Here is a 12721-nt window from a genome sequence, read left to right on the forward strand (position 1 = left end):
CGGGGTCATGGCCGTCCTGGATGCTGCAGTTAAAGCGTACGCTTGATTTCGTGCACTTCGTAGATTTCGATCTTGTCGCCTTCACGAATGTCGTTATAGCCCTTCACAGCCATACCGCACTCCATACCGTTACGAACTTCGTGGACGTCGTCCTTGAAGCGGCGCAACGATTCGAGCTCGCCCTGGAAGACCACCACTTCGTCACGCAGCACGCGGATCGGCTTGTTACGGTAGGCAATGCCTTCCAGCACCATGCAACCGGCAGCGGCGCCAAAGCGTGACGAGCGGAAGACGTTACGCACCTGGGCGACGCCTAGAATGTGCTCACGATGTTCCGGCGACAGCAGGCCAGACATGGCCGCCTTGACGTCATCGATCATTTCATAGATGACGCTGTAGTAGCGCAGGTCGATTTCGTCCTGCTGGCACTTCAGGCGCGCGGCATTGTCGGCGCGAACGTTGAAACCAAGGATAACCGCCCCGGTGGACTCCGCCAGAGAAACGTCGGACTCCGTGATCGCACCGACACCGGAGCTGACAATCTTGACCCGGACATCCGCAACACTCAGGTCGTTCAGAGCCTGGGTAATTGCTTCCAGCGAGCCGCGCACATCGGTCTTCAGGACAATATTGACCGACGGAACTTCCTGCTTGCCCATCGTGGCGAACAGGTTTTCCAGCTTCATGCCCTGCGACAGTTCCATCTTGGCCTGACGTTCCTTGTTGGCGCGGAACTCGGCCACTTCACGGGCCTTGCGCTCATCGTCAACAACCATGAATTCATCACCGGCACCCGGTGCTTCCGGCAGGCCGAGGATTTCCACCGGTATCGACGGACCCGCCGACTTGGTCGGCTGGCCGTTCTCGTCAATCATGGCGCGGACGCGGCCGTAATGCTGGCCCGCCAACACCAGGTCACCCGTGCGCAACGTACCCTTCTGCACCAGCAGGGTAGCGACAGCGCCGCGGCCCTTGTCGACACGGGCTTCGATCACGACGCCCTGGGCCGTGCCGTCTTCCACGGCTGTCAGCTCCAGCAACTCTGCCTGGATGAGGATGATTTCCAGCAACTCGTCCACACCTTGACCGGTATGGGCGGAAACCTTGGCAATCGGGGTATCCCCACCCCACTCTTCGGGCACCACCTGCTTCACGGTCAGCTCGTTAAGCACGCGATCCGGATCCGCGGATTCCTTATCCATCTTGTTGATGGCAACAATCAGAGGCACGCCAGCCGCCCGAGCATGATCAATGGCTTCTGCTGTTTGCGGCATCACGCCGTCATCAGCCGCCACCACCAACACGACGATATCGGTGGCCTTGGCTCCGCGAGCACGCATCGAGGTAAAGGCAGCGTGGCCCGGCGTATCCAAGAAGGTGATCACGCCGCGCGGCGTGCTCACATGATAAGCCCCGATATGCTGGGTAATGCCGCCGGCTTCACCGGCCGCCACTTTGGCGCGACGGATGTAGTCGAGCAATGAGGTCTTGCCATGATCAACGTGACCCATGATCGTCACGACTGGCGGACGGGTCGTGGCTTCGCCATCATGCGCCATCGATTCCTTGAGGGAGTCTTCCATCGCCGTGGAGCTGACGTATTCGGGTTGATGCCCCATTTCCTCAACCACCAACGCGGCAGTCGCCTGGTCAATCGGCTGGTTCTGGGTAACCACTTCGCCCATCTTCATCAGGACGCGGGTGACTTCCTTGGCCTTGACAGCCATCTGCTGGGCGAGATCCGCCACCAGAATGGTTTCACCGATTTTGACTTTATACACTTGTTTCTCGACGGGCTTCTCGAAGCCATGCTGCTTCGACAGCGCGGAACTGAGCGCACGCTGGGCCGGGCGATAATTCTGCTCTTCCTCACGCTTCTTGCCGCCCTTGTTCTTGCCGCCGCGGGTATTGTTGCCGCCACGACGAATCTCGCGGTCTTCCTTCGCAAACGAATCCTCAAAGGCGCGACCTACCAGACCACGAGCCAAGGGCACGTCTTCAGCGGAAGAACCGGAATCCGGGCGAGCCGCGAGATCGGCCGCAATTTTGGCCGCCTGCTCCAGCGTTCGTAGGCGGGCCTTTTCTTCAGCAGCCTTGCGAGCCGCCGACTCCTGCGCCTTGCGCGCTTCATCAGCCGCCTTGCGACGAGCTTCTTCCGCTTCGCGACGGGACTTTTCCTCAGGTGACTCAGCCTTTTTCGGCGCGGCAGCCGCCGGCTTCATGACCGCCAGCTTCTTGTCGCGGGCCGCTTCAGCAGACTTGCGCCCTTCCTCGGTCGGGTGCGCGGCAATCGCCTCATCCTCAGCCTGACGCGCCGCCTCTTCCGCCGCCTGACGTGCTGCCGCGGCTTCCGCCGTGCGACGAGCCGCTTCTTCCGCCGCCAAACGCGCCGCTTCTTCCTCAGCCGCCTTGCGGGCCGCCTCTTGGGCTGCTGCCTCATCCGACGGTTTCACGAAGGTACGGGTCTTGCGCACTTCCACGCTAACCGTCTTCGGCTTGCCGCTGGTCGAAGCAGTCGTCTTGATCGTACTGACCGTCTTCCGCTTCAATGTAATTTGTTGCGCGTCGCCGGCCGCACCGCCATGACTGCGCTTCAGATGCGCAAGCAGTTGCTGCTTTTCGGCGTCAGTCACCAGATCATCAGGACCACGACCGGACAAGCCGGCCTCCTGCATCTGGGACACAAGCGTCTCTACTGAACGATCAATGAGTTGCGCAAGTTGTTTGACAGTTGTATCAGCCATGTGGCGCGTCGCTCCAAAACAGGATTACCGGCAAGTGTTCTTACTTGAACCAGGGTTCGCGGGCTTTCATGATCAGGCGGGCAGCCTTGTCAGCCCCCAAACCCTCAATATCCGCAATATCATCAATAGCTTGCTCAGCAAGGTCTTCCATGCTGATCACGCCGCGAGCCGCCAGGGCGTAAGCCAATTGACGGGTCATGCCTTCCATCGACAGCAGGTCTTCGGCCGGTTCGGCCTTTTCCTCGGAGACCAGCGCCTGGGTCAGCAGGGCATCCTTGGCGCGCTGGCGCAAGGTAGCCACGATATCTTCATCAAAATCAACAATGGCTAGCATTTCCTCGATCGGAACATACGCCACTTCTTCGAGCGTGGTGAACCCTTCGCTGACCAGGATATTCGCAATATCCTCATCAACCCCGAGATCACGGACAAAGGCCTCGGCAAACTGACGCGTCTCGGACGCCTGCTTGGCATTGGCATCCTCAACCGTCATCACGTTCAGACGCCAGCCGGTCAACTCAGATGCCAGGCGAACGTTCTGGCCGGAACGCCCGATCGTTTGCGCCAGCTGATCCGCCTCGACCGCCACATCCATGGCATGCGCGTCTTCATCCATAATGATAGAGACAACCTCAGCCGGCTGCAGCGCATTGATGACGAACTGGGCAGGATTATCATCCCACAACACGATATCCACGCGTTCGCCGCCCAACTCACCGGTCACTGCCTGCACGCGAGTGCCGCGCATGCCGACACAGGCGCCCACCGGATCAATCCGGTGATCATTGGTCTTGACGGCAATCTTGGCGCGCACACCCGGGTCACGGGCAGCACCCTTGATTTCAATAATTTCTTCGCCGATTTCCGGGACTTCCTTGCGGAACAGGGAAATCAGCATTTCGGGACAGGTACGCGAGAGCAGCAGTTGGGCACCGCGCATTTCCCCATTCACCGCATCCAGAATACTGCTGACACGCTCCTTGAGGCGGAAGTTTTCCTTCGGCAGCATCTGGTCACGGGCCAGATAACCTTCCGCATTGTTCCCCAAGTCCACGATAACGCCGTCGCGAGTAATCTTCTTGACTTCACCGGTCAGCATTTCACCGATACGCTGGCGATAGGCGTCCACCACCAGCGCACGCTCGGCTTCACGCACTTTCTGCACCATCACCTGCTTGGCTGTCTGCGCCGCAATACGGCCAAACTCGATGGACGGAATCTGCTCTTCAACCACATCACCGATCTTCAGACCACGCTCTTCCACATCGCTGATTGCCAGCTGCTGGGCGGGCATCTCATGATCCTCGTCCGCCGTGACAGTCCAACGACGGTAAGTGTCATACTCGCCAGTCTTGCGATTGATGACAACACGGACATCCATCTCGTCGATATTGTATTTCTTCTTGGTCGCCGCCACCAAAGCCTGTTCCAGCGCCTGGAAAATCGCCTCGCGCGGTACACCCTTTTCGTTACTGACGGACTCAACCACCAACAGGATTTCTTTGCTCATGCTGCTGCCCTGAAACAAGAACGCTTAAACATTGGGAACCACATTGCCTTTGTCGATCTGCGCGAACGGCACCTGCACCACCTTGCCCTCAACCAGCAAATCCAGGACTTCACCCTGAATCTGCTGCAGGACACCCTTGTAACGACGACGACCATCCAGAGGCGCCAGAAGCCGCACCAGCACCTCGCCGCCAACAAAACGCTCATATTGGGAAAGCGTGAACAGCGGACGGTCCCAGCCGGGAGAAGAAACCTCGAGAGTGTACTCACCCGCGATCGGATCCTCGACGTCCAGCACACCGCTTACCTGATGACTGACCTGGGCGCAGCCATCGACCGACACCCCTTCAGGGCCATCAATATAGATACGCAGACAGGAGCGCTTCCCCTGAGGAAAGAACTCCAACCCCCACAGTTCATATCCACAGACCGCCACCGCGGGCGACAGCATATCTGTCAATGCCTGGACTTTTTGCGAAACCGCCATGCACAAACCTCAAAAACAAAAAATGGGCACCAAGGCCCATTTCATGCATCCGACAAAAGCACCGGATGCCAGCTGAAAAAAAACCCACTGGAAGTGGGCTTTTTCATACCTCGGAATATGGTAGCGGGGGCTGGATTTGAACCAACGACCTTCGGGTTATGAGCCCGACGAGCTACCAGACTGCTCCACCCCGCAACAACAGGAGCGAGAATGTAACCTCTCACCCCAGTAAAGTCAATCACTTATTTCAACTGACTTCATTTTTCTGCCCTTCCCAAGAATAACTTGGTGCGGAAGGGGGGACTTGAACCCCCACGGCTTGCGCCACTACCACCTCAAGGTAGCGTGTCTACCAATTCCACCACCCCCGCGGACAGGGCGACAACTTTACAGCATTCAATCAGGGATTGCTAGACCCGGCTGGCGCATCCGCCGGAGTTTCAGGCGCCGGGGCAACCGCCGGAGCAGGAACCGCCGCGACCGGCGCCGGCTCCGCCGGAGCAGCCTCCTTGGCAGCCTTGACTGGCTTGATGACTGCCTTGGGCGCCGCAGGGGCGGCCGGAACGGGGGCGGGAGCCGCCTGCGCCGGAACCGGGGTCACCTGAACCGCCGGGGCCGCAGCAGGCGCAGCGGCCGGAATAACCGGCTGGCTGGCGGCGCTGGCCGGGACATCGGGATTGGCCGGGGCAACCGGCGCCTTCTCAACCACTGCCGGAACAATCGGAGCAACCGGCTGCTCCACTTTCTTCTTGGCAAAAAAGGCGAGCGTGATACTGGTGATGAAAAATGCGATTGCCAGACCACCGGTCATCTTGGTCAGGAATCCTGCGGAACCGGCGCTACCGAAAACGGTTTGTGAAGAACCGGCGCCGAACGAGGCGCCCATTTCAGCGCCCTTGCCCTGCTGCATCAGGATGAAGAAGGTCATCACGATAGCAATCAGCACGTGCAGAATCAGAATGAATTGTTCCATGAGGGTATCCGCGGTTACAGCCCTGCCGCACGGCAGATAGCTAGGAAATCGTTGGCCAGCAGGGACGCACCGCCCACGAGGGCTCCGTCAATGTCCGGCATGGCAAAAAGCGAGGCGGCATTATCTGCTTTTACACTGCCGCCGTAAAGAATGCGCAGACCGGCGGCGATGCCGGGGTTACGTCCGGCAATCACGCCGCGCAGATGGGCATGCATGGCCTGCGCATCGTCAGGCGTAGCGGTGCGACCGGTGCCGATCGCCCAGACCGGCTCATAGGCAACGACCGCGCCGGCCAGAAAGTCCACACCGCAACAATCCGCTATGGCCATCAACTGCGCCGACACCACGGCGAAAGCCTGACCCGCTTCGCGCTGCGCCAGGGTCTCCCCGACACAGATCACCGGAATCATGCCCTCCTCCACCGTGCGGAGGCTCTTTTCCGCCACCTGCGCATCGGTTTCGCCGTAATACTGGCGGCGCTCGGAATGCCCCACGATGACGTACCGGACTCCGGCTTCGGCCAACATGCGCGCCGATACCTCGCCGGTAAACGCGCCGTAGCCCGCCTCCGCCGCCACATCCTGGGCCGCCAGCGATACCGACGATCCCGCCAACTGACGCGCCGACTCCGAAAGATACACAAACGGCGGCGCAACCACGGCCGAGACGCCCGCGGTGACCAACGGCTGAAGCAATGCCTGCGCACTGCGGTAGCCGCCATTCATTTTCCAGTTCCCAATAACCAGCTTCTGACGGGAATGACTCATGTTTTCCTCATTCGAAATAGGCGCGCGCATCAGGCCAGCGCCGTGCGAACCACGTCCGCCAAATGCTGGCAAAGACGGGATATCTGCGCCTGATGCTCACCCTCCACCATGACACGGATGACCGGTTCCGTGCCGGAAGCGCGCAACAGCACGCGACCGCGGGCACCCAGCTCTGACTCGGCTTGCTCGACCGCCTCGCGCACCAGCGTGTTCTTCATGGGATCGGATTTCTGTCCGATCTTTACATTGATCAACTGCTGCGGGAATTTGCTCATTCCCTGACGCAGGTCATGCAGTGAGTGGCCCGCGCGCACGATAGCGGTGAGCACCTGCAGACTGGCGATGATGGCGTCGCCGGTGGTGGTCTTGTCGAGACAAACCACATGCCCGGAGCCTTCACCACCCAGTGTCCAGCCGCGCTGGGTCAACTGCTCCATGACATAACGGTCGCCGACCTTGGCGCGAATGAATTCCAGACCCAGGTCACGCAAGGCGACTTCCATGCCCATATTGCTCATCAGGGTGCCAACCACTCCCTGAAGCGGAATGCCGTCATCCAGTCGCGAACGGGCGATGATGTAGATTATCTCGTCGCCGTCCACCACCGAACCGGTGTGATCCACCATGACAATCCGGTCGCCGTCGCCATCAAAAGCGATGCCCAGATCCGCCTTGTTAATCAGGACGGCCGCTTGCAGCGCCTGGGGATGGGTTGACCCGCAATCCGCATTGATATTGAAGCCGTTGGGTTCGCAACCCACGGTGATGACTTCCGCACCCAGCTCCCGGAACACCGCCGGACCGACCTGATACGTGGCACCGTTGGCGCAGTCCACCACGATCTTGAGCCCGCGCAAGCTGAGGTGATACGGAAAGCTGGCCTTGCAAAATTCGATGTAACGACCCTTGGCGTCTTCCTGACGCAAGGTTTTACCCAAGGCATCGGGATTATCAATGGTCATCGGCTTGTCCAGCCAGGACTCGATTTCCTGCTCGACCGAGTCCGGCAATTTTTTGCCATCCGCGGAAAAGAATTTGATGCCGTTATCAAAATAAGGGTTATGGGATGCCGAAATCACGACACCGGCGCTGGCATGAAAGGCGCGGGCCAGATGGGCGACCGCCGGGGTCGGCATGGGGCCGAGCAGGCGTACATCGACTCCGGCGGCGGATAACCCCGACTGCAGGGCCGATTCCAGCAAATAACCCGACAGGCGCGTATCCTTGCCAATCACCACCGAAGGCTTGCCGCTGGCGGCCAGCACCTTGCCCGCCGCCCACCCCAGCTTCAGCGCAAACTCCGGCACGATCGGCATCTCACCCACTCTGCCGCGCACACCATCCGTTCCGAAATACTGTCGGCTCATTTTCTTATCTCCAAGGTAACAAGGCGGCCGCTACAGCCACCGCTTCACGTGTGGCCCTGACATCATGCGTGCGGACGATGGCCGCGCCGCGCTCCACGGCCAATGCGGCGGCGGTGACACCGGCATACAGCCGCTGATCCACCGCAGCGCCGCCCAGAATGCCGCCCAACATGCTTTTACGGGACATGCCCACCAGCAGCGGCAGGTCACCGACACGAATTTCGCGAAGGCGGGCCAACAGTTCCAGATTATGCGTCAGTGTCTTGCCGAAACCAAAACCCGGATCCAGGATCAACCGGTCGGCCGTAATGCCGGCGGCGACACAGGCCTCCACCCGATCCGCCAGCCAGCCCCGCACCTCGTCAACCACATTGTCGTAGGCGGGCGCCTGCTGCATGGTCTGCGGCTGCCCCTGCATGTGCATGATGCAGACCGGCAGTCCGGAATCACGGGCAGCCTGCATGGCGCCGGGACGGGTCAGGGAGCGGACGTCGTTGATCAATCCCGCGCCGCGCGCGGCAGATTCGGTCATGACCACGGGGGAAGAGGTATCGATAGAAACTATAATATCAAACCGGGACGCGATCGCCTCAAGCACCGGCAACAGGCGATCAAGCTCTTCCTGGTCGGAAACGGGCGGCGCGCCGGGACGGGTGGATTCCGCCCCAAGATCAATAATGGCTGCGCCTTCCGCCAACATCTGCGACGCATGCCGAAGGGCGTCATCCAGACGCAAAAAACGACCGCCATCAGAAAAGGAATCGGGGGTGACATTGAGCACCCCCATGACTACCGGCTGCGACAGGTCCAGATGACGGCTGCCGCAGGAAAGCACCGCAGACATCAACTGACCGGGCCGAGATTCGGCAAATTGACCTGCACTTTCAACTCTTCCGGCGTCGGAGTGACCGCCGCGACGGGACCGACCGGAGCCGTTCCCTGCGGCGGACGGGGCGGACGGCCATCCATGATGTCATCAATCTGCCCGGCGTCGATGGTTTCAAACTTGATCAGGGCATCCGCCATGGCATCCAGGATGGCGCGATGCGTCACCAGGATATCCTTGGCCTTGTTGTAGCAGCGATCAATCACGGCGCGAATTTCGTTATCGATATCCATCGCCGTCTGGGCCGACACATTCTTGCGTTGCGTCACGGAGCGACCGAGGAACACCTCGCCCTCGTCTTCATCGTACAGCAGCGGACCCAGCTTTTCGGACAAGCCCCACTTGGTCACCATATTCCGGGCCAACTCGGTGGCGCGCTGGATATCGTTGGAGGCGCCGGTGGTGACGCCGTCGAAACCCAACGTCAGCTCCTCGGCAATACGGCCGCCAAACAGCGAGCAGATCATGGATTCGATGCCTCGCTTGGAACGGGAATAGCGGTCGGCCTCCGGCAGGAACATGGTGACGCCGAGCGCCCGACCACGGGGAATGATGGACACTTTATAGACCGGATCATGGTCCGGCAACATCCGGCCGACGATGGCGTGGCCGGCTTCGTGGTAGGCCGTGTTACGCTTTTCCTCTTCGGACATGACCATCGATTTGCGCTCCGCGCCCATCAGGATCTTGTCCTTGGCCAACTCCATTTCGCGCATGCCGACCGCCTTCAGGTCGCTGCGGGCGGCAAACAGGGCCGCCTCATTGACCAGGTTGGCCAGATCGGCACCGGAGAACCCCGGCGTGCCGCGGGCAATCACGGCCGGATCGACATCGTCGCCCAGCGGCACCTTGCGCAGATGCACGCTCAGGATTTGCTCGCGACCACGGATATCCGGCAACCCCACCACCACCTGGCGGTCGAAGCGGCCCGGTCGCAACAGGGCTGCATCCAGCACATCGGGACGGTTGGTGGCGGCGATAATGATGATGCCTTCGTTACCTTCGAAGCCATCCATTTCCACCAGCAACTGGTTCAGGGTCTGCTCGCGCTCGTCATGACCGCCGCCCAGGCCGGCGCCGCGCTGGCGGCCGACCGCGTCGATTTCATCAATGAAAATAATGCACGGGGCCTGTTTTTTGGCCTGTTCGAACATGTCACGGACGCGGGAAGCGCCGACACCGACGAACATTTCCACGAAATCGGAACCGGAAATGGTGAAGAACGGGACTTTGGCTTCGCCGGCAATGGCCTTGGCCAGCAAGGTTTTGCCGGTACCGGGAGGACCGACCATCAGCACGCCGCGCGGAATCTTGCCGCCCAGACGCTGGAATTTGGAGGGATCACGCAGGAACTCCACGATTTCCTTGACGTCTTCCTTGGCTTCATCACAACCGGCGACATCCGTAAAGTTGGTTTTGATCTGATCTTCGGACAACATGCGGGCGCGCGACTTGCCGAAAGTCATCGGGCCGCCGCGACCGCCACCACCACCCTGCATCTGGCGCATGAAGAACATGAACAGCAGCACGATCAGCACCACCGGGAAACTGGCGACCAGCAACTGCATCCAGACGCTCTGCTGCTCGGGAGCCGCGCCTTCCACGGTGACATTCTTGTCCAGCAGCTTGCCCATCAATTCGGGGTCGGCGATGGACGGACGAACGGTCTCGAATTTTTGCCCGTTTTTCGTCAGTTCACCGGAAATATTGAGGCCGTCAATGCGCACCCGCTTCACTTCGCCGTTATTGACCGACGAAACGAATTCGGAATAGTTGAGGCTTCTGGGCGGTGTCTGGTGATTGAAGTTGCTGAACACAAACACGAGGATACCGGCGATAGCCAGCCACAACAGCAAGTTTTTCATCATGTCGTTCAAGGGTCAGGATCCTTTAGGCGTTTCAACTGCTCGGAAGCCTCTTGTCCCCGGATCGGGGCAGGCGCCACTCGCGGGCCAAGACACTATTGTGCCTTGAAGCCCCCGGCCAACAAGTACATTTCTCGTGAACGCGACCGCGATGCATCCGGCTTGCGGCTCTTCAGGGTGGTGAAATTAGTCTGGACGGCCTTGCGGTACTCGTCATAGCCTTCGCCCTGAAAAACCTTGACCAGGAATTGACCGCCCGGCTTAAGCACCCGGATCGCGAAATCCAGCGCCAGCTCACACAGATAAAAGGCGCGCGGCTGGTCCACCGCGGCATTACCGGAAGTATTGGGGGCCATATCTGAAATTACAAGGTCGACCGGACGGCCGTTGAGTATCTCCAGCAGCCGCGAGAACACTTCCTCCTCGCGAAAGTCGCCCTGCAGGAAGGTGACGCCGGGCAACGGGTCCATGTCAAGAATGTCGGAGGCGATGGTGACGCCGTTGTCACCGACCAGGCGGGCGACAATCTGCGACCAGCTACCCGGGGCCGCGCCCAGGTCAACCACGGTCATGCCGGGACGGATGATCTTGTCCTTTTCCTGGATTTCCAGCAGCTTGTAGGCCGCACGCGCACGATAGCCATCCTTGTGGGCCCGCTGCACATAAGGGTCTTCGAAATGCTCTTTCAGCCAATCCTTGCTGCTTTTGCTGAGATTCCGGTTGTTGATGCGTACCGCCACAATGCGTGAAACCTGAACTTGGGTTAAAATAACCGCTCTTTTTATCAAGTTTCGAGCCTTTTCGCCATGCCTTTGTCCATTACCGAGAAAAAACGCTTCCGCCAGATCGGCCACCAGCTGAATCCTGTCGTCCTGCTGGGGGGGCAAGGCCTGTCCGAAGCCGTGCTGGCGGAGATCGAACGCGCCCTGGAGGATCATGAGCTGATCAAGGTCCGCATCGGCGGTGAAGATCGCGAAGCGCGCCGCGAGGCGATTGAAGCGATCGCCGCCCAAACCCGCAGCGAAGCGGTGCAGATCATCGGCAAGATCGTGCTGCTGTACCGCGCGGCGAAGAATCCGCACCCGAAGTTGTCAAACGTCCTGCGCCATTCCGCCGGTTGACCGGGCCGTCGCCCGTCGGGCCCGATTGACAGCCCGGCGGCGCTGGCCGATAACTGGCGGCATGACCGCACTGCCGCCGTCCCATACTGACAAGAACAACACGGGATATCCCACACCATGATCCGCCTTTGGCTGTCGCTTACGCTGCTGTGCCTGGCAACCGCCCCGGTATTCGCCCAGCCGGCCGCCAACGGCAATGACCTGGATGCGCTGCGTTCCCGCCTGAGCACGGACTGGCTGCTGGTGCGCAACGATCGCCTGCACCGCATCAAGACCTATGCCCGGCTGGAAGACGGCAAGCGCTATCGCTCGTTCAAGGTGGAAGCGACGCTGGATGTGCGCATGGAACCGCTGGCGCGGGTGATGCTGGATTTCGAAAACTACACGCGCTGGTTCTGGAAAACCCTGGAGTCGCGCCTGCTGCGGAAGGAGTCCGCCACCGAATATTATGTCTACATGATTCATGATGCGCCGTACGGCCTGCCTGACCGCGACACCATTCTCAAGGCGGTGATTGAACCGCAAACGAAAAACCATCCGTATGTGCTGCTCAGGACCACTGCCGTTCCCGACATGCTGCCGCCCAAACCGCCGCTGGTGCGGGTGGTGTCGGAAGAAATCTCCGTCCGCTTCATGCCGTTGCCCAACCAGCAGGTGCAATTGGAAGTGGAGGGATACTTTGATCCGGGCGGCGTGATTCCGCCGTGGGCCGCCAACCTGGTGCAACGCACCGCGCCTTACGCCGTGGTGCTGGCCATGCAGCAACGCACCGATTTGCCCGAGTACCGCCAAGGCACGTCTCCCCTGCCCTTTCCCGTTTACGATTATGACGAGCAACCCTGACGCCGCCGGATAAACGGGCGGCTCCGGGGCAGGAATTTCACTACACTGGTGCACATGCACCACGCCGGTGCGCGAGACCCGTTGCGAACGACATATTCCCGTCAGAAAAGCATGGCACAACTCTTGCTCCGGTGGCTGGACCTGCCACGTTTTCCGCAG

General features: G+C 60.2%; 11 protein-coding genes and 2 tRNA genes. 2 read left to right on the forward strand and 11 right to left on the reverse strand.

Annotated elements, in window-relative coordinates; all coding sequences use genetic code 11:
• Window positions 1–29: 29 nt before the first annotated feature.
• From infB to rlmE, 11 genes are all read right to left on the reverse strand, one after another.
• On the reverse strand, window positions 30–2744 hold the full coding sequence (infB, locus tag EV700_RS11015) for a translation initiation factor IF-2 (RefSeq protein WP_130413725.1): 2715 nt from the start codon (window positions 2742–2744) through the stop codon (window positions 30–32).
• Between the two features lie 40 nt (window positions 2745–2784).
• Window positions 2785–4254: a transcription termination factor NusA gene (gene nusA, locus EV700_RS11020; protein ID WP_130413727.1), complete on the reverse strand. Its 1470-nt coding sequence runs from the start codon at window positions 4252–4254 to the stop codon at window positions 2785–2787.
• A gap of 24 nt (window positions 4255–4278) precedes the next feature.
• Window positions 4279–4740: a ribosome maturation factor RimP gene (gene rimP, locus EV700_RS11025; RefSeq protein ID WP_130413729.1), complete on the reverse strand. Its 462-nt coding sequence runs from the start codon at window positions 4738–4740 to the stop codon at window positions 4279–4281.
• A gap of 118 nt (window positions 4741–4858) precedes the next feature.
• A tRNA-Met gene (locus tag EV700_RS11030) sits at window positions 4859–4935 on the reverse strand.
• A 91-nt stretch (window positions 4936–5026) separates the two neighbouring features.
• Window positions 5027–5111 (reverse strand) — tRNA-Leu (locus EV700_RS11035).
• 29 nt (window positions 5112–5140) lie between these two features.
• Complete coding sequence (secG, locus tag EV700_RS11040) at window positions 5141–5713, reverse strand: preprotein translocase subunit SecG (RefSeq protein WP_130413731.1); 573 nt, start codon at window positions 5711–5713, stop codon at window positions 5141–5143.
• Between the two features lie 14 nt (window positions 5714–5727).
• Window positions 5728–6480, reverse strand: a complete 753-nt coding sequence (tpiA, locus tag EV700_RS11045) for a triose-phosphate isomerase (RefSeq protein ID WP_130413733.1) — start codon at window positions 6478–6480, stop codon at window positions 5728–5730.
• Between the two features lie 29 nt (window positions 6481–6509).
• On the reverse strand, window positions 6510–7847 hold the full coding sequence (gene glmM, locus EV700_RS11050; protein WP_130413735.1) for a phosphoglucosamine mutase: 1338 nt from the start codon (window positions 7845–7847) through the stop codon (window positions 6510–6512).
• A 4-nt stretch (window positions 7848–7851) separates the two neighbouring features.
• On the reverse strand, window positions 7852–8691 hold the full coding sequence (gene folP, locus EV700_RS11055; protein WP_130413737.1) for a dihydropteroate synthase: 840 nt from the start codon (window positions 8689–8691) through the stop codon (window positions 7852–7854).
• Window positions 8691–10610, reverse strand: a complete 1920-nt coding sequence (gene ftsH / locus EV700_RS11060) for an ATP-dependent zinc metalloprotease FtsH (protein WP_341272942.1) — start codon at window positions 10608–10610, stop codon at window positions 8691–8693. The genes folP and ftsH overlap by 1 nt, the downstream gene beginning before the upstream one ends.
• Before the next feature lie 83 nt (window positions 10611–10693).
• On the reverse strand, window positions 10694–11338 hold the full coding sequence (gene rlmE / locus EV700_RS11065; protein WP_130413739.1) for a 23S rRNA (uridine(2552)-2'-O)-methyltransferase RlmE: 645 nt from the start codon (window positions 11336–11338) through the stop codon (window positions 10694–10696).
• A gap of 66 nt (window positions 11339–11404) precedes the next feature.
• Between rlmE and yhbY the strand changes: the two genes are divergently transcribed.
• Window positions 11405–11719 (forward strand): ribosome assembly RNA-binding protein YhbY, encoded by a 315-nt coding sequence (gene yhbY / locus EV700_RS11070; RefSeq protein ID WP_130413741.1) that lies wholly within the window; start codon window positions 11405–11407, stop codon window positions 11717–11719.
• Between the two features lie 117 nt (window positions 11720–11836).
• Window positions 11837–12562 carry an SRPBCC family protein gene (locus EV700_RS11075; RefSeq protein WP_130413743.1) on the forward strand — a complete coding sequence of 242 codons (726 nt, stop codon included), beginning with the start codon at window positions 11837–11839 and terminating at the stop codon, window positions 12560–12562.
• The last annotated feature ends 159 nt before the right edge of the window (window positions 12563–12721 follow it).

Source organism: Fluviicoccus keumensis (genome assembly GCF_004217445.1).
GTDB classification, from domain to species: Bacteria; Pseudomonadota; Gammaproteobacteria; order Pseudomonadales; family Moraxellaceae; genus Fluviicoccus; species Fluviicoccus keumensis.

What these genes read in the sequence shown, in the direction of transcription:
- infB (WP_130413725.1), bottom strand. Translation starts at nt 2,744, where the DNA reads ATGGCTGATACAACTGTCAAACAACTTGCGCAACTCATTGATCGTTCA.
- nusA (WP_130413727.1), bottom strand. Translation starts at nt 4,254, where the DNA reads ATGAGCAAAGAAATCCTGTTGGTGGTTGAGTCCGTCAGTAACGAAAAG.
- rimP (WP_130413729.1), bottom strand. Translation starts at nt 4,740, where the DNA reads ATGGCGGTTTCGCAAAAAGTCCAGGCATTGACAGATATGCTGTCGCCC.
- secG (WP_130413731.1), bottom strand. Translation starts at nt 5,713, where the DNA reads ATGGAACAATTCATTCTGATTCTGCACGTGCTGATTGCTATCGTGATG.
- tpiA (WP_130413733.1), bottom strand. Translation starts at nt 6,480, where the DNA reads ATGAGTCATTCCCGTCAGAAGCTGGTTATTGGGAACTGGAAAATGAAT.
- glmM (WP_130413735.1), bottom strand. Translation starts at nt 7,847, where the DNA reads ATGAGCCGACAGTATTTCGGAACGGATGGTGTGCGCGGCAGAGTGGGT.
- folP (WP_130413737.1), bottom strand. Translation starts at nt 8,691, where the DNA reads ATGTCTGCGGTGCTTTCCTGCGGCAGCCGTCATCTGGACCTGTCGCAG.
- yhbY (WP_130413741.1), top strand. Translation starts at nt 11,405, where the DNA reads ATGCCTTTGTCCATTACCGAGAAAAAACGCTTCCGCCAGATCGGCCAC.
- EV700_RS11075 (WP_130413743.1), top strand. Translation starts at nt 11,837, where the DNA reads ATGATCCGCCTTTGGCTGTCGCTTACGCTGCTGTGCCTGGCAACCGCC.